Origin of the sequence: Trabulsiella guamensis ATCC 49490, assembly GCF_000734965.1 — a bacterium.
In the GTDB taxonomy this organism is placed as follows: Bacteria; Pseudomonadota; Gammaproteobacteria; order Enterobacterales; family Enterobacteriaceae; genus Trabulsiella; species Trabulsiella guamensis.
In genome coordinates, this window is the sequence record NZ_JMTB01000111.1 from 24,982 (window position 1) to 50,450 (window position 25,469).

Below are 25,469 nucleotides of genomic sequence, written 5' to 3' on the forward strand. Positions count from 1 at the left end.
AAAATCTCTGTCAGGGAAACCAGGGTCGCACATTATAACGATTTCGTAGCAATTGGCAGCTAAATACTGGTCTTATCAGGGAAGATTATCAACCGCTATCGTGAAAAGATTGGCGGTTGATAAGAAATTTGCGGGTAACTGCACAGCCTGAAAAATTAGCGGAACCACAGGCGGAACTTCTTGTAACGCCACGCTAAAAGCGCGACAGCCAGTACTGCGTAGATGATTGGCTGGGGCGACAGGATCTTCACCGACCACAGATAGTGAATGGGAGCGAGGATCGCGACAAGATAGACGAAGTTGTGCAGTTTTTGCCATCGGGGTCCCAGTTTCCGCTGCATCACCTGCGGAGATGTTACCGCCAGCGCCAGCAAAATCAACCAGCTTGCCAGCCCGAGCGTTAAATAAGGCCGGCTGACGACCTCTTGCCCCAACAGCGCAAGATTGTTGATGCCAAGTTCCAGCAGCGCATAGCAACTCAGGTGCAGCGTGGCCCACGCGAAACACCATAATCCCAGCAATCGACGTGTGCGTATCAATAATGGCTGTTTAGCGTAGCGCGCCAGCGGCGAAATCAACAAGGTCGCCAGCAATAATTTCAGAGCCATCCGACCAGTAAAATGCTGGATATCTTTCGCCGGATCGGCGCTGAAATAGCCCTGCGATCCGGCCCAGAACAGCCACAAAAAGGGTAAGAATGCTGCCAGATGGAGAAGGACTTTCAGCCACAGCACCTGTTTCGCCGATAATCGCACTAAAAATTCTCCTTCAGATTAAGACCGCGATAAAGCGATGCGACCTGATCGGCATAGCCGTTAAACAGCAGCGTAGGCTGTCGTTTGACATCCAGCACGCCACCAGCGCCGATAAAACGCTCTGTGGCCTGCGACCAGCGGGGATGATCGACATGCGGATTGACGTTGGCATAAAAGCCATATTCATCTGACGCCGCCAGATTCCAGGTGGTAGGGGGCTGTTCGCGAGTCAGAGTAATACTGACGATTGACTTGATCCCTTTAAAACCATACTTCCACGGCACAGTGAGGCGTACCGGCGCGCCGTTTTGCGGCGGTAGCGCTTTGCCATAAACACCAACGGTCAACAGTGTCAGCGGATGCATTGCTTCATCCAGACGCAACCCTTCAACGTAAGGGTATTTCAGCCCACCGCCGATAAAGCGATCTTTCTGACCTGGCATATCGTCGGGCGCATAGATCGTTTTGAACGCCACATACTTTGCATTGCTGGTGGGCTCAACCAGCGCCAGTAGCTTGTGGAGCGGGAAGCCAATCCACGGTACTACCATCGACCAGGCCTCAACGCAGCGCATCCGGTAGATACGCTCCTCCAGCGGAAAACGCCGGGTGAGATCGTCGTGATCGAGCGTCAGCGGTTTTGCCACTTCGCCGTCAATGGTCAATGTCCAGGGATCGCTTTTCAGCGAACCGGCATTGGCCGCCGGATCGGCTTTATCGAGACCGAATTCATAGAAATTATTGTAACCGGTTACTTTATCTTCCGGCGTTAGCGGCAGGGTATTTTGCCATTCAGCCGGTTTATCAAACGTCAGCGGCTTCCCGGAGGGGGCTGGCGGACGATCGTTACCTTTAAACCAACTGAGCAAATCGGCATGTGCAGCAGGTGATAATGTCAACGCCGTCGCGCTGATCCCGAGCATTTTCAGGACCTGGCGGCGCTGCATCATAAAGACAGATTCCGCGGTGACATCGGCTTCCGTCAATGTTTTGGTTTTCATAGCTTCCTCCGTCATTCATTTTCTTAATCATGACGGAGGAAAAGCGTTAAAGCGAATACGAATATGTCACCAAATTTGATGATTACGCTAACGTAACCAGTGTGCGGCCTTGCGTCTGGTTATTAATGATTTTGTCAGCGTATTCCGGCGCCTGCGCCAGGGTGATTTCCGTTGCGCTTTGCACGAAAAAGGACTCAGGCAGATCCTGCGTCAATCGCTTCCACGCGTCGGTGCGGCGAGCCGGTGGCGTCATGACCGAATCGACACCCTGCAGGCGTACGTTGCGCAGAATAAAAGGCATCACCGTGGTCGGCAGCGCAAAGCCACCCGCCAGGCCGCAGGCCGCGACGCAACCACCGTAGTTCATTTGCGCCAGCACTTTCGCCAGTACTTTATCGCCAACGGTATCTATCGCGCCGGCCCACAGCTGTTTTTCCAGCGGACGGGATTCGGCGAATTCGTCACGCCCCAAAATGCGGTTTGCACCTAACGAACGCAGGTAGTCATGGGTACTTTCACGACCAGATACCGCCGCCACCTGATAACCGAGCTTGTGCAGCAGCGCCACCGCTGTGCTGCCCACTCCGCCGCTGGCACCGGTCACGACAATCTCGCCATCCTGCGGACGAATACCAGCATCTTCCAGCGCCATCACGCACAACATTGCCGTAAAGCCCGCCGTACCAATAATCATCGCTTTGCGGCCATCAAGACCCTGGGGCATGGCAACCAGCCAGTCGCCTTTTACCCGCGCGCGCTGCGACAGGCCACCCCAATGGTTTTCACCCACGCCCCAGCCGGTGAGCAGCACCTGCTGACCGACATGAAAACGCGGATCTTCGCTGCTGTGTACCACACCCGCGAAATCAATCCCCGGCACCATTGGGAAGTTGCGAATGATTTTGCCTTTGCCGGTGATCGCCAGCGCATCTTTATAATTGAGACTGGACCACTGGATATCGACACTCACATCGCCTTGCGGCAGCTGACTTTCGTCAAGGGGCTGAACGGACGCGACGGTTTTCCCGTCCTGCTGTTCTAAGATTAACGCCTGCATAACCTTTCCTCAGTTGCACGATGATTGGAAAAAAATTTCTGAAGACTATACTCGCTAATTGCATATTGATGCCGATATAGCGCAATAAAGCGCAATAAATTGCCAGATCTACCAGCTCTGGTAGTATGCGTCTTCTTTTATGCAAGTTAGTGCTTACTTAGTAGTATGGGCTAATCCCGGGGCCGCTCCTCAGGCGGGCGATTTTTTCATCAGCGGAGTTAATACAGGGATGCGATTAACGACGAAATTTTCTGCTTTTGTCACGTTGCTGGTCAGTCTGGCAATTTTCGTGACCCTGGTGGGTTGCTCGCTGAGCTTTTATAACGGGATCCAGATTAAGCTTCAGCATCGCGTGCAGGCCGTCGCGATCATGCTCGATAACCGCCTCGTGACCACCCCGTTCGACAAACTGAGCCCGCAGTTAAATGAGCTGCTGGAGCCTGTCGACATTGTTCGCCTCGACTTCCTTGTGGGCGAGAAACCGATTTTCACCCATATCCGGCAGGTCAGTTATCGTCCGGCAGGCAGCAGCTATCATTATCGCGAGCTGGAAGTACCTTCTCTGAAGAATCCCGGTATGACGATTCGCGTGATTTACCTGGATCCGATGGTCAACTATTTCGGCGCGTTATCAACAACGGTGCCGTTGACGCTGGCGATTGCCTTTATGGTGCTGGTGATTTTCTTTGCCGTGCGCTGGCTACGGCGACAACTGGCCGGGCAGGAACTGCTGGAGTCGCGTTCAGAGAGGATTTTAAAAGGTGCGCGCGGTCAGCAGGCGAAAGGCTCGGTACACGAATGGCCTGCCCGTACCAGCAGTGCGTTGGATATGCTGCTTTCCGAGATTCAGTTTGCCAGTGATCAGCGCAGCCGAATGGACACGCTGATTCGCTCTTACGCCGCCCAGGATACCCGCACCGGGCTAAGCAACCGACTGTTTTTCGACAATCAACTGGCGACATTGCTGGAAGATCAGGAAAAGGTCGGATCGCACGGTATTGTGATGATGATCCGTCTGCCGGATTTCGACCTGTTACGTGATAATTGGGGGAGAACGGCAGCAGAAGAGTATCTATTCACCGTAATTAACCTACTTTCTACCTTTATAATGCGCTATTCGGGTGCGCTTCTGGCGCGCTATCATCGTAGTGATTTTGCGGTGCTTTTGCCGCACCGGACGTTAAAAGAGGCAGACAGCATTGCCAGCCAGTTGTTGAAAGCCATGGAAGCGCTGCCGACGACGAAAATCCGTGAACGCGATGACATGATGCATATTGGCATCTGCGCCTGGCGGAGCGGGCAGTCGACGAATCAGGTAATGGAACACGCCGAAGCAGCGACCCGTAATGCCGTGCTTCAGGGAAGTAACGGGTGGGCAGTGTATGACGATTCGTTACCGGAAAAAGGACGCGGGAATGTACGCTGGCGCACGTTGATCGAACAGATGTTGACCCGTGGTGGCCCGCGAATTTACCAGAAACCAGCAGTGATGCTTGATGGTCGGGTTCACCATCGTGAACTGATGTGTCGTATTTATGATGGGCAAGAAGAAGTCATCTCGGCGGAATATATGCCGATGGTATTACAGTTCGGGTTGTCGGAAGAGTATGACCGGTTGCAGATCACGCGCCTGATTCCTTTTCTGTCGTTCTGGCCGGAAGAAAACCTGGCATTGCAGGTGACGGTAGAGTCGTTGATCCGTCCGCGTTTCCAGCGCTGGCTGCGGGATACATTAATGCAATGCGAAAAATCGCAACGAAAACGCATTATTTTTGAACTTGCTGAGGCGGATGTTTGTCAACATATCAGCCGTTTACAGCCTGTTATGCGTTTAATTAGCGCTTTAGGTGTACGCGTTGCTGTGATACAAGCGGGTTTAACGCTGGTCAGTACGGACTGGATCAAGCTTCTGGACGTTGAAATTATTAAGCTTCATCCAGGACTGGTGCGTAATATTGAGAAGCGAAGTGAAAACCAGCTTCTGGTGCAAAGTCTGGTGGAAGCCTGTAAAGGCACCACTACCCGGGTTTTTGCCACCGGGCTACGCAGCCGGGGCGAGTGGCAGGTACTGACAGAGTGTGGCGTTACGGGGGGGCAGGGCGATTTTTTTGCGGGCTCACAGCCACTTGACGCCAGTGTGAAAAAATATTCTCAAAGATACTCTGTTTGACCTGCCGTTTAGCGTGTTTTCACGTAGAATAACGCGCGCTGTTTCTGTGGGGGTGTGCTTGGCTACCTGACAGAGGATCACAGATTAAAATTGCACGTAAACGACCTTAGACAGGTTGCAAATGCAGGCGAGGAACGCAGCTGGTTGTTTCAGCGCTGAAGGAGTCAGGCAAAGAATTTGTCACTAAGGAACGAACTGCACAAATTTTCACCGTAGCAGATGATTTTTGCGCCTTGTCGCTGCTGCGTGTGGTTGGTAAAGTAAGCGGATTTTGTTTTCCGCCCCAGCTTTCAGGATTATCCCTTAGTATGTTGAAAAAATTTCGTGGCATGTTTTCCAATGACCTGTCCATTGACCTGGGTACCGCGAATACCCTCATTTACGTAAAAGGACAAGGCATCGTACTGAATGAGCCTTCCGTTGTGGCCATTCGCCAGGATCGTGCCGGTTCACCGAAAAGCGTGGCTGCCGTCGGTCATGAAGCTAAGCAGATGCTGGGCCGTACACCTGGCAATATCGCGGCAATTCGTCCGATGAAAGACGGCGTGATCGCCGACTTCTTCGTGACTGAAAAAATGCTGCAGCACTTCATTAAACAAGTGCACAGCAACAGCTTCATGCGCCCAAGCCCGCGCGTTCTTGTGTGTGTACCGGTAGGCGCAACCCAGGTTGAACGTCGTGCGATCCGCGAATCCGCTCAGGGCGCTGGAGCTCGCGAGGTATTTCTGATTGAAGAACCGATGGCTGCGGCGATCGGCGCAGGCCTGCCGGTTTCCGAAGCGACAGGTTCTATGGTCGTGGATATCGGTGGGGGCACCACTGAAGTTGCCGTCATCTCTCTGAACGGCGTGGTCTACTCCTCTTCCGTTCGTATCGGCGGCGATCGCTTCGATGAAGCTATCATTAATTATGTCCGTCGTAATTACGGTTCCCTGATTGGCGAAGCGACTGCGGAACGCATCAAGCATGAAATCGGTTCTGCTTATCCGGGTGATGAAGTCCGCGAAATCGAAGTTCGTGGCCGTAACCTGGCGGAAGGCGTGCCACGCGGTTTCACGCTGAATTCCAACGAAATCCTGGAAGCATTGCAGGAACCGTTGACCGGTATCGTGAGTGCGGTCATGGTGGCGCTGGAACAGTGCCCGCCGGAACTGGCTTCTGATATCTCCGAACGTGGAATGGTATTGACCGGTGGTGGTGCGCTGCTGCGTAACCTCGACCGCCTGTTAATGGAAGAGACAGGTATTCCTGTCGTAGTTGCAGAAGATCCACTGACTTGTGTCGCGCGTGGCGGCGGCAAAGCGCTGGAAATGATCGACATGCACGGCGGCGACTTGTTCAGCGAAGAGTAGTCGGTTTGAGGTCAGGGGGAGCAAGCTGCTGCCCCTGGTTTCACTGACACGAGAAGACGCATAGCCTATGAAGCCAATTTTTAGCCGTGGCCCGTCGCTACAGTTTCGCCTTATTCTGGCGGTGCTGGTGGCGCTTGGTGTCATTATCGCCGACAGTCGCCTCGGTACGTTCAGCCAGATCCGAACGTACATGGATACCGCCGTCAGCCCTTTCTATTTTATCTCTAACGGTCCTCGTGAAATGCTCGACAGCGTTTCGCAGACATTGGCCTCTCGCGATCAACTCGAACTGGAAAACCGGGCGTTACGCCAGGAACTGTTGCTGAAAAACAGCGACTTACTGATGCTGGGTCAGTACAAGCAGGAAAACGCGCGTCTGCGTGAACTGCTCGGTTCCCCGCTGCGTCAGGATGAGCAAAAGATGGTCACCCAGGTCATCTCCACCGTTAACGATCCTTACAGCGATCAGGTGGTGATCGACAAAGGCAGTGTCAATGGCGTTTACGAAGGGCAACCGGTGATCAGCGACAAAGGTGTTGTAGGTCAGGTGGTCGCCGTGGCGAAACTGACCAGCCGCGTATTGCTGATTTGTGATGCGACCCACGCCTTGCCGATTCAGGTTTTACGTAACGATATCCGCGTCATTGCGGCGGGTAACGGCTGTACTGACGATTTGCAGCTCGAACATCTGCCAGCTAACACGGATATCCGCGTCGGCGACGTGCTGGTGACCTCCGGTCTCGGCGGTCGTTTCCCGGAAGGGTATCCGGTTGCGGTGGTCTCCTCCGTGAAACTGGATACGCAGCGCGCGTACACCGTTATTCAGGCGCGTCCAACCGCCGGGCTGCAGCGCTTACGGTATCTGCTGTTGCTGTGGGGCGCTGACCGGGAAGGCACAAACCCGATGACCCCGGAAGATGTACACCGCGTGGCTAACGAACGCCTGATGCAGATGATGCCGCAGGTATTGCCGCCGCCTGACGCCATGGGGCCGCCTGCGCCGATCCCGGCACCGGCGACTGGTCTGGCGCAACCGCCGACCGCCCAGCCGCAGCCAGCGCAACCGCTCCCGACGGGAGGGCAGTAGTGGCAAATTACCGTAGCCAGGGACGCTGGGTTATCTGGCTCTCGTTTTTTATCGCACTGTTGCTGCAAATTATGCCCTGGCCGGATGAGATCAGTGTCTTCCGGCCAAACTGGGTACTTTTAATTCTGCTCTACTGGATTCTGGCGTTACCGCATCGCGTCAATGTTGGCACTGGTTTTGTTGTCGGTGCCATACTGGATCTCATTAGCGGCTCTACACTGGGCGTTCGTGCGCTCTCTTTAAGTATTGTTGCTTATCTCGTTGCCCTGAAATATCAGCTCTTTCGTAATCTTGCGCTCTGGCAGCAGGCGCTGGTCGTGATACTCCTGTCGCTGGCGGTGGATATCATTGTTTTCTGGGCTGAGTTTTTAGTGATCGACGTCTCTTTCCGACCAGAAGTGTTCTGGAGTAGTGTAGTGAACGGAGTGCTCTGGCCGTGGATTTTCCTGCTGATGCGGAAAATCCGCCAGCAATACGCAGTGCAATAAGGTTCTTATGACAGCTCTTTATCTTGCATCCGGCTCCCCGCGTCGTCAGGAGTTACTCACTCAACTCGGCATCACTTTTGAAAAAGTCGTTCCCGGGATTGAAGAACAGCGCCACTCACAGGAGAGCGCACAACAGTATGTGTCGCGACTGGCGCGTGAAAAAGCACAGGCGGGCGTTGCGCTGACGGCAGAGAATTTGCCGGTACTTGGGGCGGATACTATTGTTATTCTCAATGGTGAAGTGCTTGAAAAACCTCGCGATGGCGAACATGCCGCCGCGATGCTGCGTATGCTCTCTGGCAAGACACACCAGGTAATGACGGCGGTGGCGTTGGCGGATAGCGAACATACGATGGATTGCCTGGTGGTGACGGACGTGACATTCAGGGTACTTTCTGAGCAGGACATCGCTGACTACGTGGCCAGCGGTGAACCTTTAGATAAAGCAGGTGCATACGGTATTCAGGGGCTGGGTGGCTGTTTCGTCAGGAGGATAAATGGCAGCTATCACGCCGTGGTCGGCTTACCGCTGGTGGAAACGTATGAGTTGCTGAGTAATTTTAACTCACTACGTGAGAAAAAGGATCATCATGACGGCTGAACTATTAGTGAACGTAACCCCATCGGAGACGCGCGTGGCGTATATTGATGGCGGTATTTTGCAGGAAATTCACATTGAGCGCGAAGCACGGCGCGGAATCGTAGGCAATATCTACAAAGGTCGGGTCAGTCGCGTACTCCCTGGTATGCAGGCGGCTTTTGTAGATATTGGTCTGGACAAGGCGGCGTTTCTTCACGCTTCGGATATCATGCCGCATACCGAATGCGTGGCGGGTGAAGAGCAAAAGCAATTCACCGTCCGTGATATCTCGGAACTGGTGCGACAGGGGCAGGACCTCATGGTGCAGGTGGTAAAAGATCCGCTCGGCACCAAAGGCGCGCGGCTGACTACCGATATTACTCTGCCATCCCGTTACCTGGTGTTTATGCCCGGCGCCGCGCATGTCGGTGTATCGCAACGCATTGAAAGCGAAGTGGAACGCGAGCGCCTGAAGAAAATTGTCACTGCGTATTGCGATGAAGAGGGTGGGTTCATCATCCGTACCGCCGCGGAAGGCATTCCGGAAGAGGATCTCTCCTCTGATGCGGCGTACCTGAAGCGCGTGTGGACGAAAGTCATGGAGCGCAAAAAACGTCAGCAGACACGCTATCAGCTGTATGGCGAACTGGCGCTGGCGCAGCGAGTGCTACGCGATTTTGCCGATGCGCAGCTTGACCGTATTCGTGTGGACTCCCGTCTGACGTTCGAAGCATTACTGGAATTTACCGCTGAATATATCCCGGAAATGACCAGCAAGCTGGAGCATTACAGCGGCCGCCAGCCCATTTTCGATCTCTTTGATGTCGAAAATGAAATCCAGCGCGCGCTGGAGCGCAAAGTTGAGCTTAAATCCGGCGGCTATCTGATCATCGATCAGACAGAAGCGATGACCACTATCGACATCAACACCGGCGCGTTTGTCGGCCATCGCAATCTCGACGACACCATTTTTAACACGAATATTGAAGCGACTCAGGCCATCGCGCGTCAGCTGCGCCTGCGCAATCTTGGCGGCATTATTATCATCGACTTTATCGATATGAGTAATGACGATCACCGCCGACGCGTGCTGCACTCTCTGGAACAGGCACTGAGCAAAGATCGGGTGAAAACCAGTATTAACGGTTTCTCGCAGCTTGGCCTGGTGGAAATGACCCGGAAACGGACGCGAGAAAGTGTTGAACATGTGCTGTGTAATGAGTGTCCTACTTGTCATGGTCGTGGCACGGTGAAGACAGTCGAGACCGTGTGCTACGAAATTATGCGCGAGATCGTGCGTGTTCATCACGCCTATGAGTCTGATCGTTTCCTGGTCTACGCGTCGCCTGCGGTGGCGGAAGCCCTGAAAGGGGAAGAGTCTCACGCCCTGGCGGAAGTGGAAATCTTCGTCGGTAAGCAGGTCAAAGTGCAGATTGAACCGCTCTATAATCAGGAGCAGTTTGATGTGGTCATGATGTAATACGAACACTGCTTTACACGAATCATTTGAAGAGGCGGGTGAATGGATGAAGTGTAAGGCGCTGACAAGGAGAGAGGCGTGAGGCGTTTGCCGGGGATTTTACTGCTCACCGTGGCAGCACTGATTGTCATTGTCGCGCTGCTGGTGAGTGGCCTGCGTCTCGTCTTGCCACAACTGAACACATGGCGTCCCCAGTTACTGGAAAAAATCACCGCCTCGACCGGCATCCCTGTTGATGCTTCTTCCATCATCGCCAGTTGGGAAAATTTTGGCCCGACGCTTGATGTTCGTGACGTTAACGCGGGCCTGAAAGATGGTGGCGAGCTTTCCGTAAAGCGCGTCACCCTGGCACTGGATGTATGGCAAAGTCTGCTGCACATGCGCTGGCAATTCCGCGATCTCACCTTCTGGCAACTGCGCGTTCACACCAACACGCCGCTACAAAGCAACGACAGCGAGAGCATTAAAACGGATCGCATCAACGATCTTTTCCTGCGCCAGTTCGACCATTTTACCTTGCGCGACAGCCAACTGAGCTTCCTGACACTATCGGGTCAGCGGGCGGAATTGTCGGTGCCGCAACTGACCTGGCTTAACAGCGACAACCGTCACCGCGCAGAAGGCGAGTTGAGCCTTTCCAGCCTGACGGGGCAGCACGGCGTTATGCAGGTTCGCATGGATCTGCGTGATGAAAACGGCATTCTGAATAAAGGTCGCGTGTGGCTGCAGGCCGATGATATCGACGTGAAGCCCTGGCTGGGGCGCTGGATGCAGGACAACATCGCGCTGGAATCTGCGCGGTTCAGCCTCGAAGGCTGGATGACGCTGAATAAAGGCGAAGTGGAGAGCGGCGATCTGTGGCTGAAGCAGGGCGGCGCCACCTGGCAGGGTGAGCAGCAAACGCACCGTCTTGATGTCGACAATCTCACCGCACACCTGGCCCGCGAGCGGGAAGGCTGGGCGATGCGCATTCCTGATACCCGCATTGCTATCGACGGCACCCGCTGGCCGACCGGGGCGCTGGCGATGGCCTGGGTGCCTGCACAGGAGGTGGGCGGCCCCACGGGTGTGCGCAGCGATGAATTGCGTCTTCGCGCCACCAATCTGGATCTCGGTAGCCTGAAGGGTTTGTTGCCTGTTGCCAAAAAACTTTCACCGTCGCTGGGCGAAATCTGGCAGACCACCCAGCCCACCGGCACGGTAGATTCGCTGGCGGTCGATATTCCGTTGCAGCAAACCGAAAAAACGCGCTTTCAGGCGACATGGAATAACCTCGCCTGGAAACAGTGGAAACTGCTGCCTGGCGCGGAGCACTTTTCCGGCAAAATCGGCGGCGGTGTTGAGAACGGCGCGCTGACGGTGACGATGGATCAGGCGGTCATGCCCTACGAAACGGTATTCCGCGCGCCGCTGGAGATCGAAAAAGGGGTGGCTAACCTCCGCTGGGTGAAGAATGAAAAAGGCTTTATGCTCGATGGCCGTGACATTGACGTGCAGGCGAAAGCGGTTCATGCCCGTGGCGGATTTCGCTATCTCCAGCCGAAAGACGATGCCCCATGGCTGGGGATCCTCGCCGGGATCAGCACCGATGACGGCGGGCAGGCGTGGCGGTATTTCCCGGAAAATCTGATGGGCAAAGCGCTGGTGGACTACCTCAGTAGCGCCATCAAAGGCGGTCATGCTGATGACGCGACACTGGTCTACAGTGGCAACCCGCATCTGTTCCCCTATAAACATAACGAAGGCCAATTCCAGGTCTGGGTGCCGTTACGTGATGCGACCTTCGCGTTCCAGCCAGACTGGCCGGCGCTGACGAATCTGGATATCGATCTCAACTTCCTCAATGACGGGCTGTGGATGAAGGCCGACGGCGTGAAGCTGGGTGGCGTAACGGCAAACAATCTCAATGCGGCGATCCCGGACTACTCCAGGGAAAAACTGCTGATTGATGCCGATATTCACGGGCCGGGGAAAGCGGTCGGGCCGTACTTTAAAGAGACGCCGCTGGAAGATTCTCTCGCCGCGACGCTGAATGAGCTGCAACTGGATGGCGATGTTAACGCCCGTCTGAATCTGGATATCCCTCTGGATGGCGAAATGACCACCGCCAAAGGCGAGGTGCAACTGCAAAACAACAGCTTGTATATCAAACCGCTGAACAGCACACTGAAAAACCTCAGCGGGCGATTCAGCTTTGTGAATGGTAATCTGCAAAGCGACCCGATGACCGCCAGCTGGTTTAATCAGCCGCTGAACCTGAATTTCTCTACCGTTGAAGGGCCAAAATCCTACACCGTCAATGTTAATCTGGACGCCAGCTGGCAGCCAGCGCGCACCGGTTTGTTGCCGAAAGCGATTGAAGACTCGCTGAGCGGTAGTGTGCCCTGGGAAGGAAAAGTCAGCATTGAAATCCCTTACCGGGGAGGCTCGAAATATACCGTTGACCTCACTGGCGATCTGAAAAATGTAAGCAGTCACTTACCGCCGCCAGTGGACAAACAGGCGGGTAAACCGATGCCAGTGAAAATTAATGTTGCAGGCGGGATGGACAGCTTTAACCTGACCGGGAAACTGGGCAGCGCCGAATACTTTAACAGCCGCTGGCTGCTCGACAACAAGCTGACGCTTGATCGCGCTATCTGGGCATCAGACAGCCGCAGCGTGCCGCCATTGCCGGATCAGCCCGGTGTTGAGCTGAACCTGCCGGCAATGGACGGCGCGCAGTGGCTGGCGCTTTTCCGTCAGGGCGCGGCTGATAACGTCAGCAATGCGGCCCGCTTCCCGGAGCGAGTCACCCTGCGTACGCCGATGCTGGCGCTTGGGGGGCAACAATGGAACAACCTGAGTATTGTCTCGCAACCGACGTCCGATGGTGCCACGATCAACGCACAGGGGCGTGAAATCAATGCCAGCCTGACCATGCATAAGAACGCGCCCTGGCTGGCGTCGATTCGTTACCTCTACTACAACCCGGCGACGGCGCAAGGGGCATCTCCTGAAACCACACTATTGGGTGATCAACGCATTAACTTCCAGAACTGGCCCGCGCTCCAGTTGCGCTGTAAAGAATGCTGGCTGTGGGGACAAAAATATGGCCGCATCGATGGCGACTTTAGTGTTGACGGCGACACCCTGAGCCTGACCGGCGGCGTGCTGGACACCGGTTTTGGTCACATCACGGCCAGCGGTGTATGGGTTAACAGTCAGACAGAACAGCGTACCTCGCTGAAAGGCAAAGTGCGTGGCGATAAGGTTGACGCGGCGACGAACTTCTTTGGCGTCGAAACGCCGATTCGGGGCTCCTCGTTCTCCACGGATTACGATCTTCACTGGCGTGCAGCACCCTGGAAACCGGATGTCGCCTCTCTTAATGGCATTATTAAAGCGCGCCTTGGAAAGGGCGAATTTACGGATCTGAGCAGTGGACACGCGGGGCAACTGCTACGCCTGCTCAGCGTTGATGCGCTGCTGCGTAAATTGCGCTTCGATTTTAGCGATACCTTCAGTGAAGGGTTCTGGTTTGATTCCATTCGCAGCACGGCATGGATTAAGGACGGCATTCTGCATACCGACGACACGTTGGTGGATGGCCTTGAGGCCGATATCGCAATGAAAGGGTCGGTTAACCTGGTGCGCCGGGAACTGGACATGGAAGCCGTCGTCGCGCCTGAAATCTCCGCCACGGTGGGCGTCGCCGCCGCGTTTGCCGTTAACCCGATCATCGGCGCGGCGGTGTTTGCCGCCAGCAAAGTGCTCGGCCCGCTGTGGAGCAAAGTCTCCATTCTGCGCTATCGCATCACCGGTCCGGTGGACAAACCACAGATCAACGAAGTGCTGCGCCAGCCGCGCAGCGAGACAACGCAATGATTTGACGTGAGCTTTGAATTGCCTCACTCTCAATAGATAAAATCTTTCATACCGTCGCGCTGAGCGGCAACCGAAGAGTAGCATAACGATGAGTCTGAACCTGGTAAGTGAACAACTACTATCGGCAAACGGCCTGAATCATCAGGATCTGTTCGCCATTCTTGGTCAACTGACGGAGCGTCGTCTTGATTACGGCGATCTCTATTTCCAGTCGAGCTATCACGAGTCCTGGGTTTTAGAAGACAGCATCATTAAAGACGGTTCGTATAACATCGATCAGGGTGTTGGCGTCCGTGCAGTAAGCGGGGAAAAAACTGGTTTCGCCTATGCCGATCAAATCAGCAAACTGGCGCTGAAGAACAGTGCTGAAGCTGCGCGTACCATTGTGCGCGAGAGTGGTGACGGGAAAGCGAAAACCCTCGGCGCCGTGGAACATCCGTCGCTCTACACCAGCCTTGATCCGCTGCAGAGCATGAGCCGTGAAGAGAAACTGGATATTCTGCGTCGAGTGGACAAAACCGCGCGTGCGGCGGACAAACGCGTGCAGGAAGTCTCTGCCAGCCTGACCGGGGTGTATGAGCTGATTCTGGTGGCAGCAACGGATGGTACGCTGGCGGCTGATGTGCGTCCGCTGGTTCGTCTCTCCGTCAGCGTGCTGGTGGAAGAGGACGGCAAACGTGAGCGCGGCGCCAGCGGCGGTGGCGGTCGTTTTGGCTATGACTATTTCCTCGCCGATCTTAACGGTGAAGTACGTGCCGATGCCTGGGCGAAAGAGGCGGTGCGTATGGCGCTGGTGAATCTGTCGGCGGTGGCGGCACCTGCCGGAACCATGCCGGTGGTGCTTGGCGCGGGGTGGCCTGGTGTACTGTTACATGAAGCGGTCGGTCACGGTCTGGAAGGCGACTTTAACCGCCGTGGCACCTCTGTATTTAGCGGTCAGATGGGGCAACTGGTGGCATCTGAGCTGTGTACTGTGGTGGATGACGGCACAATGGTGGATCGCCGTGGTTCTGTCGCCATTGACGATGAAGGCACGCCCGGGCAGTACAATGTGTTGATCGAAAACGGTGTGCTGAAAGGCTACATGCAGGACAAGCTCAATGCGCGTCTGATGGGCGTATCCCCCACCGGTAACGGCCGCCGTGAATCTTACGCGCACCTGCCGATGCCGCGTATGACCAACACTTACATGCTCGCCGGGAAATCAACGCCGCAGGAGATCATCGAATCTGTTGAGTACGGCATTTTCGCGCCGAATTTTGGCGGTGGTCAGGTGGATATCACCTCCGGCAAATTTGTCTTTTCTACCTCAGAAGCGTATCTGATTGAGAACGGTAAAGTGACCAGACCGGTGAAAGGCGCGACGCTGATTGGTTCTGGCATCGAAGCTATGCAGCAGATCTCAATGGTCGGTAATGACCTGAAGCTCGATAACGGCGTCGGCGTCTGTGGCAAAGAAGGGCAGAGCCTGCCGGTGGGTGTGGGTCAGCCAACGCTGAAAGTCGACAACCTGACGGTTGGCGGTACCGCATAACCCACACCACCTCCTGATGGCGCGGCGCTCAGTTTCCTGACGTCCGCGCCTGCTGTATATTCCCTCGTCCGTGCATCCCCTGATACAACTGCGATACGCCAACGAAATAATCGGTCAGCGCATTAATGCAGACCTGTACTTTCAGTGGCAGTTTATCTTTTTCGGTATAGAGCGCATAAACCGGTCGTGGGTCGGACTGATAACGCGGCAACAGCGTCTCCAGTACCCCCTGGTTGATCTCATTGATCACCCACATCAATGGCACATAAGCGATGCCAGCGCCCGCCACCAGCCAGCGGTTCAGGGTCATAGGATCGTTAGTGACAAAACGCCCTTGAGGGATCAGGCGGGTGGAAATCCCCTCCGGAGCGATCAGCTCGAACTCATTATCCGGACGCACGCTATACTCAAGCCAGGAATGGCTGGCGAGATCAGCGGGTTTTTCCGGGGTTCCAGCCTGTTGTAAGTAACTTTTTGCTGCACATAACACCATCGGCATGGAACCCAGACGGCGCGAGAACAGACTGGAATCCTGCAGTGCTCCGACGCGGATCACCACGTCGAGACCGTCAGCGATGAGATCAGGTGCCGGGATCCCGGTCACCAGATTCACGGTCAGCCCCGGGTGCTCTTTCAGCATTTCGGCGGTGATATTGGCGAGCACATTTTGTGCCATCGTTGAAGAACAGCCGACACGCAGTGTGCCGATGGGCGTGTTATTGAAGGCGTAAAGCTGTTCGTGCACGTCCTGCACCTCATGCAGCATCCGGCGACAACCCTGGTAGTAAATCTTACCGGCTTCCGTCAGGCCAATACTGCGGGTGCTGCGGTTGAGCAGCTTGACCTGCAACTCATCTTCCAGTTTTGATACCGTCTGGCTGATGGAGGAAACACTCATTTGTAGCTGTCGCGCTGCCGCTGTAAAGGAGCCAAATTCGACCACTTTGGCAAACACCGTCATGCGTTTTAGTCTTTCCATTATTCACTCTGGCTTAAAAGTGATTTAGATCACATATCGTAGATAAGAGGATAACAGTTACGTTAATATACTGTTAGCTGAATAATAAAAAAGCATCGCTTCTCACCTGCTCCCAAATCAAGGTCAACATGAGTCTGTTCCCCGTCATTGTGATTTTCGGCCTGTCATTTCCGCCGATCTTCTTTGAATTGCTACTGTCGCTCGCCATCTTCTGGCTGGTTCGCCGGGTGCTTATCCCCTCCGGGATATACGATTTTGTCTGGCACCCCGCGCTGTTCAATACGGCGCTGTACTGCTGTCTTTTCTATCTGATATCGCGTTTGTTCGTCTGAGGTCGCTGTGAAAACACTTACAAGAAAAATCTCCCGTACGGCCATCACACTGATACTGGTTATTCTGGCGTTTATGGCTATTTTCCGTGCCTGGGTCTATTACACGGAATCGCCCTGGACGCGTGACGCACGCTTCAGTGCTGACGTCGTCGCCATCGCTCCAGATGTTGCCGGACTCATCACTGAGGTGAATGTAAAAGATAACCAACGGGTGAAGAAGGACCAGGTGCTGTTTGTCATCGACCAGCCGCGCTATAAAAAGGCGCTGGAAGAGGCCGAAGCTGATGTGGCCTATTATCAGGCGCTGGCCAGCGAAAAACGCCGCGAAGCGGGTCGCCGTAACCAGTTAGGCATTCAGGCGATGTCGCGCGAAGAAATTGACCAGGCAAACAATGTGTTGCAAACCGTCCTGCATCAACTGGCGAAAGCGCAGGCCTCACGCGATCTTGCACGTCTGGACCTGGAGCGCACTGTCATTCGTGCGCCTGCGGACGGTTGGGTCACTAACCTTAACGTCTATGCCGGTGAGTTTATTACCCGTGGTTCGACAGCAGTCGCGCTGGTGAAAGAAGGGTCGTTTTATGTGATGGCCTATATGGAAGAGACCAAACTGGAAGGCGTGCGCCCGGGCTATCGTGCGGAAATTACCCCGCTGGGCGGTTCGGTTGTGCTTAAAGGTACCGTAAACAGCGTGGCGGCTGGGGTGACCAACGCCAGCAGCAGCAACGACAGCAAAGGTATGGCGACGGTCGACTCTAACCTGGAGTGGGTTCGCCTGGCCCAGCGTGTGCCGGTGCGCATTCATCTTGATCAGCAGCGCGGCAACCTGTGGCCGGCCGGTACCACCGCCACCGTTGTCATTACCGGCGCCAAAGATCGCGACGAGCGCCAGATGACCTTTTTTCAGAAACTGGCGCTGCGCCTGCGTGAGTTCGGTTAATTGTGATGGGCATTTTTTCTATCGCCAGCCAGCATATTCGCTTTGCGCTTAAGCTTGCCTGCGCGATTGTGCTGGCGCTATTTGTAGGCTTTCACTTCGAGCTGGAAACGCCGCGCTGGGCGGTGCTGACCGCTGCGATTGTCGCGGCAGGCCCGGCTTTTGCCGCTGGTGGCGAACCTTACTCCGGCGCTATTCGCTACCGCGGTATGCTGCGTATCATTGGTACTTTCATCGGCTGTATCGCCGCGCTCACCATCATCATTCTGATGATCCGCGCGCCGTTGCTGATGATCCTGGTGTGCTGCGTGTGGGCGGGTTTTTGTACCTGGCTCTCCTCATTGGTTCGCGTGGAAAACTCCTATGCCTGGGGGCTGGCGGGGTACACGGCGCTCATCATCGTGATCACCATTCAGACCGAACCGCTACTGACGCCGCAGTTTGCGGTGGAGCGTTGCAGTGAGATAGTGATTGGTATTGTCTGCGCGATCGCCGCCGATCTGCTGTTTTCCCCGCGATCCATTAAACAGGAGATTGACCGGGAACTTGATGCGCTGCTGGTGGCGCAATATCAACTGATGCAATTGTGCATTCGTCACGGCGATAGCGAAGAGGTAGACAAAGCCTGGAGTGCACTGGTGCGCCGCGCACAGGCCATGGAAGGGATGCGCAGCAACCTGCATATGGAGTCATCACGCTGGGCCAAAGCCAACCGTCGCCTGAAAGCGCTGAATACCCTTTCCCTGACACTCATTACCCAGGCGTGTGAAACCTACCTGATTCAGAATACCCGCCCGGAGCTGATCACTGACGGCTGGCGGGAATTGTTCGATGAACCGGTGGAGACGCCACAGGATGTGCATAAGCAGCTCAAACGCATGCGCCGCGTACTGGTATGGACCGGCGAACACGACACACCGGTGACGATTTACAGCTGGATCGGCGCTGCCACACGCTATCAGCTACTGAAACGCGGTGTGGTAAGCAATGCCAAAATCAGTGTTCGAGAAGAGGAGATCTTACAGGGCGAAGTGGTAGTGCGTGCGGAATCCGCCGAGCGTCATCATGCGATGATCAACTTCTGGCGCACCACGATTTCCTGCGTACTTGGCACCCTGTTCTGGCTGTGGACAGGCTGGACGTCAGGCAGCGGCGCGATGGTCATGATTGCCGTCGTCACCTCGCTGGCGATGCGTCTGCCGAACCCGCGCATGGTAGCCATCGACTTTATTTACGGTACGCTGGCCGCGCTACCGTTGGGGGCGCTCTTTTTCCTCGTGATTATTCCCTCGACGCAACAAAGCATGCTGCTGCTCTGCATCAGCCTCGCTGTGCTGGCGTTCTTCATTGGTATTGAGGTTCAGAAACGGCGGCTGGGTTCGTTGGGGGCGCTGGCGAGTACGATCAACATCATCGTGCTTGATAACCCGATGACTTTTCATTTCAGTCAGTTCCTCGACAGCGCGCTGGGTCAACTGGTGGGCTGTTTCCTGGCGTTTATGGTGATCCTGTTGATCCGTGATAACTCCCATGCACGCACCGGACGCGTACTACTGAATCAGTTTGTCTCGGCGGCGGTATCGGCAATGACCACCAACACGGCACGACGTAAAGAGAACCGTCTTCCGGCTTTGTACCAACAGTTGTTTTTACTGCTGAACAAATTTCCCGGCGACCTGGCGAAATTCCGCCTTGCCCTGACGCTGATTATCGCGCATCAGCGCCTGCGCGACGCGCCGGTACCCATTAATGATGATCTCTCCGCCTTTCACCGTCAGTTGCGGCGCACCGCAGATCAGGTGATTGCCGCCAACAGCGATGTAAAACGTCGTCGCTACTTTACGCAACTGCTGGAAGAACTCGATGTCTATCAGGAAAAATTGCGAACCTGGGAAGCGCCGCCACAGGTGACCGAACCGGTCAAACGACTGGTGGGTATGCTGAATAAATACCAGAATGCGCTGACCGATAACTAACCCCGATAACCGACGCCAGAAGCGTCGGTTTTTTTGTGGCTATACTTATTGGTCAGGCAGAACACAACACACCAGGAGGACAAATGACAACGCAGGCGCTGCAGGATCATGAACTGTTTCGGACCGGTTATTTCGTTGATGGAGTCTGGAAAAATCTCGACACCACCTTTGATGTCGTGAATCCGGCGACCGGAGAAACCCTGGCGAAAGTCGCAAAAGCTGGTAAGAAAGAGACCGAAGAGGCCATTGCGGCAGCCAGTAAAGCCTTCCCGGGTTGGCGGGCAAAAACCGCAAAAGAGCGTTCGGAGATACTCAACAAATGGTATCAGCTGATCATTGAGAACCGATCCTGGCTTGGCAGGTTGATGACTGCCGAGCAGGGCAAGCCGATTAAAGAAGCCGAAGGGGAAGTGGATTACGCTGCCAGCTTTATTCAGTGGTTTGCTGAACAGGCGAAACGCGCCAACGGCGAAATCATCCCTGCCGTGAAACCCGGATCGCGTATTCTGGCGACCCGCGAACCCGTCGGCGTGGTAGCGGCAATCACGCCGTGGAACTTCCCGATGGCGATGCTGACGCGTAAGCTCGGTCCGGCGCTGGCCGCAGGGTGTACCGGGGTGATTAAACCTGCGAATAACACGCCATTGAGCGCCTTTGCACTGCTGCAACTGGCGAAAAAGGCCGGTGTTCCGGACGGTGTACTGAATGCCGTGGCGGGCAATACACCAGAAATCAGCGACGCCATCATGGCGAGCCATGAGGTGCGCAAAATCTCCTTCACCGGGTCGACGGCAGTGGGTAAAACGCTGGTACGTAACGCCGCAGAGACGATGAAGAAAGTCTCGATGGAACTGGGCGGCAACGCCCCTTACATCGTCTTTGAGGACGCTGACATTGATGCCGCAGTGAAAGGGGCGATCGCCAATAAATTCCGCAATGCCGGGCAGGTATGCGTGAGCGTTAACCGCTTCTACATTCATGAAAACGTTTATGATGCGTTTACCCGCCAGCTCGCTGATGCAGTGAATGCGCTGAAGGTCGGCAACGGCGTGGAAGAGGGGGTGGTGGTTGGCCCATTGATTGAACCGTCTGCCGTTGAAAAAGTGAAAGAGCATGTTTCTGATGCGGTAGAAAAAGGTGCCCGCGTGCTGGCCGGAGGCAAACCGCACGCACTGGGCGGTAACTTCTGGCAACCAACCGTGCTGGGCGAGTGCAGCGACAACATGAAGCTGGCACAGGAGGAGACCTTCGGGCCTGTCGCCGCCTGTTTCCGTTTCACCAGCGAAGAGGAAGTCATTCAACGGGCAAATAATACGCCGTTTGGTCTGGCGGCCTACTTCTATACGCAGAATCTGCAACGCGTCTTTCGCGTCTCTCAGGCGCTGGAAAGCGGTATGATCGGCATCAATGAGTGCTCTGTCTCGACGGAACTTGGGCCGTTCGGCGGCGTGAAGGAGTCCGGTCTGGGGCGTGAAGGCTCTGTGCTGGGGCTGGAGGAGTTTCTGGAAGTGAAAACCCTGCACCTTGGGGGATTGTAAGCGAGTAAGGAAACGGGTGGCATTCGCCACCCGTCGGGATGGGGCGCAGGCATGAAAATCTACACGTTTGATTTTGACGAAATCGAAACCATGGATGATTTTTACCAGCAATTCCGCCACGCTTTCGCACTGGCGCGTGAACAGGTCAACGATCTGGATTCGCTGTGGGATGTGGTGACGGGAAACGTCCTGCCGTTGCCGCTGGAGATTGAATTCTCCCATCTCAGCGACGTGCAACGCCGGCGGTTTGGCGCATTGATTCTGCTGTTTGATGAGGCCGAAGAGGAGTCGGAAGGGCAGTTGCGCTTCAACGTTCAGCTATAAAAAAGCCCCCGGCGAGCGGGGGCAAGTCGTCGGACAAGACGACGAGGGTTTATTTGTACAGTTCTGCCGTTGCATGCCAGCTGGCATCAGTACGGGCTTCAATAATACGGTAGGCGGATGCGCCTTCTTTTTCTGCTTTCGCATCCAGTGCCTGGCGCATATCCATCGGTGCGCTACCAATCTGAGCAACAGAAATAGTGCCCATTGGCTGCAGGTTGCGGGCCTGCTCAGCGTTGACCTGATGTACCGCGGCGCTGGCACCAAAAGAGAGAACAGAAGCTAAACCAAGGGATGCGATGATCATTGCGCGTTTCATAATCTTTTTACTCCATAAAATTTGGTCATATCAGCGGCGAGAAGGGTTAAACTGCTTTTTTTATGCCTGGTGACCGCTGACGAATAACGGGTCGGAAATACGCAGAGCTTATTTGTACAGTTCTGCAGTGGCGTGCCACTGGTCGCCGTTATGGGCTTCAATCACACGGTAGGACGTTGCGCCTTGCTCATCGGCTTTTTTGCTCAGCATGGCGTTCATGTCCATCGGGGAAGAGGCGATAGCGCCAACGGAAACGGTACCGATAGGCTGACGGTTTTGTGCCTGCTCGCTGGTGATAGAATCGGCAGCGAAAGCGCCAAAAGAGAGCGCGGACAGGAGACTCAGGACTGCTACAGTGCTGGTAGTTTTCATAATCTTTACCTCGTCGAATTTTTTCGTGGGGCCTTCATTTCGTGACCCTCATCACAAAATCAAGTATACACTCGTCACGGGAAAAATTAATACCCTGCTAATTGTTTGCTGCCTTATTACTCACTAAGAAAATCAATTTTTATAACCTGGAGGAATTAAAAAAAGACTGTGGAGTGCGTTTAATCTAATAAATGATAAGAAAATCAAATGGATAATTTGATTTAACGTTTTGTGCGTTAGTATTAACTGGGTGAATGGTTTTGAGTGGTGAATCGCACTATTTGTTAAAGTAAAAGGGAGATATGTTGCGTTTAAGTTATGATGAGGCAGAGTAACCCTCTGGATGAATGCCAGAGGGCGCAGCGGATCAAAGCTCCTGTTCGAACAGCTCCAGAATGGCTTCAAACAGCTCTTTCACGGAAAAACCCCGGGCCGGTGTAGTGAAGATGGTATCGTCACCGGCAATGCTACCGAGGATACCTTCTGCTTTACCCAGCGAGTCCAGCAGGCGTGCGATCAACTGTGCCGCACCAGGGCTCGTGTGGATAACCACCACAGAATCGTTGTAATCGATATCCAGAACCAGATTTTTCAGCGGGCTGGAGGTTGTCGGGACTCCCAGTTCGGCAGGCAGGCAGTAGACCATTTCCATTTTGGCGTTGCGCGTGCGCACTGCGCCAAACTTCGTCAACATGCGGGAGACTTTGGATTGATTGATATTATCAAATCCATCCTCCTGCAACGCCTGGACGATCTCACCCTGAGAACTGAATTTTTCTTCCTTTAGTAGCGCTTTAAATGCTTTTACTAACTCTTCTTGTTTTGCCGAGCTTCGCATATGTCACCCGTATCATGGCGGAGAAAACAACATTATTATGCATTTGAATGAATTTTTATGCAAATGTTCTGCCATGGAAAAGGCTGAAATAATGTTATGAAAGAGAGGGATTTTATCAAAAAACGTTATCAAGAAACATGCCTGTGTCACGGGAAGAAAATAAGTACAAAAGTAAAACAAATGTTATAAAAATGATGTTGTTTTGCTAGTCTGGCAGGGTGTATTGTAACCAGCAGTCAACCGTTTTCCGGCAGTGGCGGCGAGTGATTCTTAAAAGATTGTTGAATCGGAATGTACCCCGCATTCTAAAAGCGATCTTATTGTAATTATTGAACTTGTGAATTAAGGTCGCCGCAGCGAGATAACGGTAGATTAAATTAACCATAATAAGGAGTTTAGGATGAAAGTCGCAGTCCTTGGCGCAGCTGGCGGTATTGGCCAGGCGCTTGCCCTACTACTTAAGACCCAACTGCCTTCAGGCTCAGAACTCTCCCTGTATGATATCGCGCCGGTAACCCCTGGCGTGGCCGTGGATCTTAGCCATATTCCTACCGATGTAAAAATCAAAGGTTTCTCCGGTGAAGATGCGACGCCGGCACTGGTTGGTGCTGACGTGGTTCTGATTTCCGCAGGGGTGGCGCGTAAGCCGGGGATGGATCGTTCCGATCTGTTCAACGTTAACGCGGGCATCGTGAAAAACCTGGTGCAGCAAATTGCGAAAACCTGCCCGAAAGCCTGCATTGGTATCATCACTAACCCGGTTAACACCACGGTTGCTATCGCCGCCGAAGTGCTGAAAAAAGCCGGCGTTTATGACAAGAACAAGCTGTTTGGCGTCACCACGCTGGACATCATTCGTTCCAACACCTTTGTTGCCGAACTGAAAGGCAAACAGCCGACTGACGTTGAAGTGCCGGTGATCGGCGGTCACTCAGGCGTAACCATTCTGCCGCTACTGTCGCAGATCCCGGGTGTGAGCTTCTCCGATCAGGAGATTGCCGATCTGACCAAACGTATCCAGAATGCGGGTACTGAAGTGGTTGAGGCGAAAGCCGGTGGCGGCTCCGCAACCCTTTCTATGGGTCAGGCGGCGGCGCGTTTCGGTCTCTCTCTGGTGCGTGCGCTGCAGGGCGAAAAAGGTGTTGTGGAATGCGCGTATGTTGAAGGCGATGGCCAGCATGCCCGTTTCTTCTCACAGCCGCTGCTGCTGGGTAAAAATGGTATCGAGGAGCGTAAGCCAGTTGGCACTCTGAGCGCGTTTGAACAGCAGGCGCTGGAAGGGATGCTGGATACGTTGAAGAAAGATATCGCACTCGGCGAAGAGTTCGTGAACAAATAAGTTTTCGCGGATGCCAAAACCGGAGCCCAGGGCTCCGGTTTTTTATGGTTGTCAGTTGGTTGCGGGGTATTCCTGCACGGTTACAGGCAGCGTGATTTTCTTATCATCACGCATCACCACCACTTCGATTTCTGAACCCGGGCGAATTTCCGCTACCTGATCCATAGTCTCCAGCGCTGAGATCGCCGGTTTACCGTTTACCGACGTGATGACGTCGTTAACCTGAATGCCCGCCAGTGCAGCCGGACCGCCAGGCGCCACTTCGTTGACCACAATCCCCTGAAGCTGATCGATCCCGCCGCCGCTTTGTGCATGCAGCGGGGTAATTTCGCGCCCGCCAATGCCGATGTAACCACGAATCACGCGGCCATCGCGGATCAGCTTATCCATGATTTTAGTGGCGAGCTGGAAAGGAATGGCGAAACCGATCCCTTCCGGCGTTTCCCCATCGTTGCTCTTATCGAAGGAGAGAGTGTTGATGCCCATCAGTTCGCCTAACGAATTCACCAGCGCGCCGCCGGAGTTACCGTGGTTGATGGAGGCGTCGGTTTGCAGGAAGTTCTGCCGTCCGGTGGGGTTCAGGCCGATACGACCGGTGGCGCTGATAATCCCCTGGGTGATGGTTTGCCCGAGGTTATACGGGTTGCCGATCGCCAGCACCACGTCGCCAATGTGGGGAATGCGTTTTGGATTGATGGGGATAATCGGCAAACCGCCTGTGGCGTTGATTTTGAGTACCGCCAGGTCGGTCAGCGTATCGGACCCGACCAGTAATGCCTCAAAAACCCGGCCGTCCTGCAGGGCGACGATGATCTGATCGGCATCGTTGATCACATGCTTGTTGGTAATAATGTAGCCGCGATCATCCATGATGACGCCGGAGCCGAGAGTGCGGATCTCCAGCTGATTGTTGGTTGTACTGTTAAGCCCACGGTTATAGACGTTAACGACCGCAGGCGCAGCGCGGCGCACCGCCTGATTATAACTGGCGGGTGATTCATCCGCGCTGTCGAAACTGGCGGTGGTCTGGGTACCAATCTGGCGTAAGGACGGCATAGCGGCTAACAAAATACCGCCAACAATCAAACCGATCGCGGTCGAACGTATGAGCTTTACAAGCATGATGCTGATATCACTGGTGAGTAAA

General features: G+C 54.4%; 22 protein-coding genes and 1 pseudogene. 14 read left to right on the forward strand and 9 right to left on the reverse strand.

Translation table 11 applies throughout. The annotated features are described in order from the left end of the window. Window positions 1-155 precede the first annotated feature (155 nt). From msrQ to acuI, 3 genes are all read right to left on the reverse strand, one after another. A complete protein-coding gene (gene msrQ, locus GTGU_RS18770) occupies window positions 156-755 on the reverse strand; it encodes a protein-methionine-sulfoxide reductase heme-binding subunit MsrQ (protein ID WP_038160732.1) in 600 nt (199 codons plus the stop codon). Continuing rightward, window positions 755-1,756, reverse strand: a complete 1,002-nt coding sequence (gene msrP, locus GTGU_RS18775) for a protein-methionine-sulfoxide reductase catalytic subunit MsrP (RefSeq protein WP_038160734.1) — start codon at window positions 1,754-1,756, stop codon at window positions 755-757. The genes msrQ and msrP overlap by 1 nt, the downstream gene beginning before the upstream one ends. 82 nt (window positions 1,757-1,838) lie before the next feature. Next, entirely contained in the window at window positions 1,839-2,813 is a 975-nt protein-coding gene (acuI, locus tag GTGU_RS18780) for an acrylyl-CoA reductase (NADPH) (RefSeq protein ID WP_038160736.1), read from the reverse strand. A gap of 229 nt (window positions 2,814-3,042) precedes the next feature. Between acuI and csrD the strand changes: the two genes are divergently transcribed. From csrD to tldD, 8 genes are all read left to right on the forward strand, one after another. After that, on the forward strand, window positions 3,043-4,983 hold the full coding sequence (gene csrD / locus GTGU_RS18785; RefSeq protein WP_038160738.1) for an RNase E specificity factor CsrD: 1,941 nt from the start codon (window positions 3,043-3,045) through the stop codon (window positions 4,981-4,983). A 308-nt stretch (window positions 4,984-5,291) separates the two neighbouring features. Then, window positions 5,292-6,335 carry a rod shape-determining protein MreB gene (gene mreB, locus GTGU_RS18790; protein WP_006818047.1) on the forward strand — a complete coding sequence of 348 codons (1,044 nt, stop codon included), beginning with the start codon at window positions 5,292-5,294 and terminating at the stop codon, window positions 6,333-6,335. Window positions 6,336-6,402: 67 nt separating this feature from the next. Continuing rightward, on the forward strand, window positions 6,403-7,422 hold the full coding sequence (gene mreC, locus GTGU_RS18795; protein WP_038160742.1) for a rod shape-determining protein MreC: 1,020 nt from the start codon (window positions 6,403-6,405) through the stop codon (window positions 7,420-7,422). Then, window positions 7,422-7,910, forward strand: coding sequence for a rod shape-determining protein MreD (gene mreD, locus GTGU_RS18800; RefSeq protein WP_038160744.1), 489 nt, complete (start codon window positions 7,422-7,424; stop codon window positions 7,908-7,910). The genes mreC and mreD overlap by 1 nt, the downstream gene beginning before the upstream one ends. A gap of 7 nt (window positions 7,911-7,917) precedes the next feature. Then, window positions 7,918-8,511: a Maf family protein gene (locus GTGU_RS18805; RefSeq protein WP_038160747.1), complete on the forward strand. Its 594-nt coding sequence runs from the start codon at window positions 7,918-7,920 to the stop codon at window positions 8,509-8,511. Then, entirely contained in the window at window positions 8,501-9,970 is a 1,470-nt protein-coding gene (rng, locus tag GTGU_RS18810; RefSeq protein WP_038160750.1) for a ribonuclease G, read from the forward strand. The genes GTGU_RS18805 and rng overlap by 11 nt, the downstream gene beginning before the upstream one ends. A gap of 78 nt (window positions 9,971-10,048) precedes the next feature. Next, the gene (gene yhdP, locus GTGU_RS18815) at window positions 10,049-13,837 is read left to right on the forward strand and encodes an AsmA2 domain-containing protein YhdP (protein WP_038160753.1); all 3,789 of its coding nucleotides are present in this window, start codon (window positions 10,049-10,051) and stop codon (window positions 13,835-13,837) included. An 88-nt stretch (window positions 13,838-13,925) separates the two neighbouring features. After that, window positions 13,926-15,371, forward strand: coding sequence for a metalloprotease TldD (tldD, locus tag GTGU_RS18820; RefSeq protein WP_038160756.1), 1,446 nt, complete (start codon window positions 13,926-13,928; stop codon window positions 15,369-15,371). A 28-nt stretch (window positions 15,372-15,399) separates the two neighbouring features. On the opposite strand, the gene aaeR is transcribed toward tldD, so the two are convergent. Further along, window positions 15,400-16,350: an HTH-type transcriptional activator AaeR gene (aaeR, locus tag GTGU_RS18825; RefSeq protein WP_038160759.1), complete on the reverse strand. Its 951-nt coding sequence runs from the start codon at window positions 16,348-16,350 to the stop codon at window positions 15,400-15,402. Between the two features lie 128 nt (window positions 16,351-16,478). Between aaeR and aaeX the strand changes: the two genes are divergently transcribed. The 5 genes from aaeX to GTGU_RS18850 all read left to right on the forward strand — a co-directional run bounded on the left by aaeX (window position 16,479) and on the right by GTGU_RS18850 (window position 21,457). Beyond that, the gene (gene aaeX / locus GTGU_RS18830) at window positions 16,479-16,682 is read left to right on the forward strand and encodes a p-hydroxybenzoic acid efflux pump operon protein AaeX (protein ID WP_038160762.1); all 204 of its coding nucleotides are present in this window, start codon (window positions 16,479-16,481) and stop codon (window positions 16,680-16,682) included. Between the two features lie 7 nt (window positions 16,683-16,689). Further along, complete coding sequence (aaeA, locus tag GTGU_RS18835; RefSeq protein ID WP_038160765.1) at window positions 16,690-17,622, forward strand: p-hydroxybenzoic acid efflux pump subunit AaeA; 933 nt, start codon at window positions 16,690-16,692, stop codon at window positions 17,620-17,622. A 5-nt stretch (window positions 17,623-17,627) separates the two neighbouring features. Further along, entirely contained in the window at window positions 17,628-19,595 is a 1,968-nt protein-coding gene (aaeB, locus tag GTGU_RS18840) for a p-hydroxybenzoic acid efflux pump subunit AaeB (protein ID WP_038160768.1), read from the forward strand. A gap of 83 nt (window positions 19,596-19,678) precedes the next feature. Further along, complete coding sequence (locus GTGU_RS18845) at window positions 19,679-21,133, forward strand: NAD-dependent succinate-semialdehyde dehydrogenase (RefSeq protein WP_038160771.1); 1,455 nt, start codon at window positions 19,679-19,681, stop codon at window positions 21,131-21,133. 51 nt (window positions 21,134-21,184) lie between these two features. Then, a complete protein-coding gene (locus GTGU_RS18850; RefSeq protein WP_038160774.1) occupies window positions 21,185-21,457 on the forward strand; it encodes a barstar family protein in 273 nt (90 codons plus the stop codon). 49 nt (window positions 21,458-21,506) lie between these two features. Here the strand turns inward: GTGU_RS18850 and yhcN-B are convergent, their stop codons facing one another. The 4 genes and pseudogenes from yhcN-B to GTGU_RS26915 all read right to left on the reverse strand — a co-directional run bounded on the left by yhcN-B (window position 21,507) and on the right by GTGU_RS26915 (window position 23,133). Continuing rightward, window positions 21,507-21,773, reverse strand: coding sequence for a DUF1471 family stress response protein YhcN-B (gene yhcN-B / locus GTGU_RS18855; protein ID WP_038160776.1), 267 nt, complete (start codon window positions 21,771-21,773; stop codon window positions 21,507-21,509). Window positions 21,774-21,881: 108 nt separating this feature from the next. Further along, window positions 21,882-22,145: a peroxide/acid stress response protein YhcN gene (gene yhcN, locus GTGU_RS18860; protein WP_038160779.1), complete on the reverse strand. Its 264-nt coding sequence runs from the start codon at window positions 22,143-22,145 to the stop codon at window positions 21,882-21,884. 367 nt (window positions 22,146-22,512) lie between these two features. After that, window positions 22,513-22,983, reverse strand: coding sequence for a transcriptional regulator ArgR (argR, locus tag GTGU_RS18865; RefSeq protein ID WP_038160782.1), 471 nt, complete (start codon window positions 22,981-22,983; stop codon window positions 22,513-22,515). Continuing rightward, window positions 22,940-23,133 (reverse strand): annotated as a pseudogene (locus tag GTGU_RS26915) (hypothetical protein). The gene argR and the pseudogene GTGU_RS26915 overlap by 44 nt, the downstream one beginning before the upstream one ends. A gap of 250 nt (window positions 23,134-23,383) precedes the next feature. Between GTGU_RS26915 and mdh the strand changes: the two are divergent. Continuing rightward, the gene (gene mdh / locus GTGU_RS18870; RefSeq protein WP_038160784.1) at window positions 23,384-24,322 is read left to right on the forward strand and encodes a malate dehydrogenase; all 939 of its coding nucleotides are present in this window, start codon (window positions 23,384-23,386) and stop codon (window positions 24,320-24,322) included. 51 nt (window positions 24,323-24,373) lie between these two features. Here mdh and degS read toward each other — a convergent pair whose 3' ends face one another. Then, on the reverse strand, window positions 24,374-25,444 hold the full coding sequence (gene degS, locus GTGU_RS18875) for an outer membrane-stress sensor serine endopeptidase DegS (protein WP_038160945.1): 1,071 nt from the start codon (window positions 25,442-25,444) through the stop codon (window positions 24,374-24,376). Window positions 25,445-25,469 lie beyond the last annotated feature (25 nt).

Coding starts and splice junctions, on each gene's coding strand:
- msrP (WP_038160734.1), bottom strand. CDS start 1,756: ATGAAAACCAAAACATTGACGGAAGCCGATGTCACCGCGGAATCTGTC.
- acuI (WP_038160736.1), bottom strand. CDS start 2,813: ATGCAGGCGTTAATCTTAGAACAGCAGGACGGGAAAACCGTCGCGTCC.
- csrD (WP_038160738.1), top strand. CDS start 3,043: ATGCGATTAACGACGAAATTTTCTGCTTTTGTCACGTTGCTGGTCAGT.
- mreB (WP_006818047.1), top strand. CDS start 5,292: ATGTTGAAAAAATTTCGTGGCATGTTTTCCAATGACCTGTCCATTGAC.
- mreC (WP_038160742.1), top strand. CDS start 6,403: ATGAAGCCAATTTTTAGCCGTGGCCCGTCGCTACAGTTTCGCCTTATT.
- GTGU_RS18805 (WP_038160747.1), top strand. CDS start 7,918: ATGACAGCTCTTTATCTTGCATCCGGCTCCCCGCGTCGTCAGGAGTTA.
- rng (WP_038160750.1), top strand. CDS start 8,501: ATGACGGCTGAACTATTAGTGAACGTAACCCCATCGGAGACGCGCGTG.
- tldD (WP_038160756.1), top strand. CDS start 13,926: ATGAGTCTGAACCTGGTAAGTGAACAACTACTATCGGCAAACGGCCTG.
- aaeR (WP_038160759.1), bottom strand. CDS start 16,350: ATGGAAAGACTAAAACGCATGACGGTGTTTGCCAAAGTGGTCGAATTT.
- aaeX (WP_038160762.1), top strand. CDS start 16,479: ATGAGTCTGTTCCCCGTCATTGTGATTTTCGGCCTGTCATTTCCGCCG.
- aaeB (WP_038160768.1), top strand. CDS start 17,628: ATGGGCATTTTTTCTATCGCCAGCCAGCATATTCGCTTTGCGCTTAAG.
- GTGU_RS18845 (WP_038160771.1), top strand. CDS start 19,679: ATGACAACGCAGGCGCTGCAGGATCATGAACTGTTTCGGACCGGTTAT.
- GTGU_RS18850 (WP_038160774.1), top strand. CDS start 21,185: ATGAAAATCTACACGTTTGATTTTGACGAAATCGAAACCATGGATGAT.
- yhcN-B (WP_038160776.1), bottom strand. CDS start 21,773: ATGAAACGCGCAATGATCATCGCATCCCTTGGTTTAGCTTCTGTTCTC.
- yhcN (WP_038160779.1), bottom strand. CDS start 22,145: ATGAAAACTACCAGCACTGTAGCAGTCCTGAGTCTCCTGTCCGCGCTC.
- argR (WP_038160782.1), bottom strand. CDS start 22,983: ATGCGAAGCTCGGCAAAACAAGAAGAGTTAGTAAAAGCATTTAAAGCG.
- mdh (WP_038160784.1), top strand. CDS start 23,384: ATGAAAGTCGCAGTCCTTGGCGCAGCTGGCGGTATTGGCCAGGCGCTT.
- degS (WP_038160945.1), bottom strand. CDS start 25,444: ATGCTTGTAAAGCTCATACGTTCGACCGCGATCGGTTTGATTGTTGGC.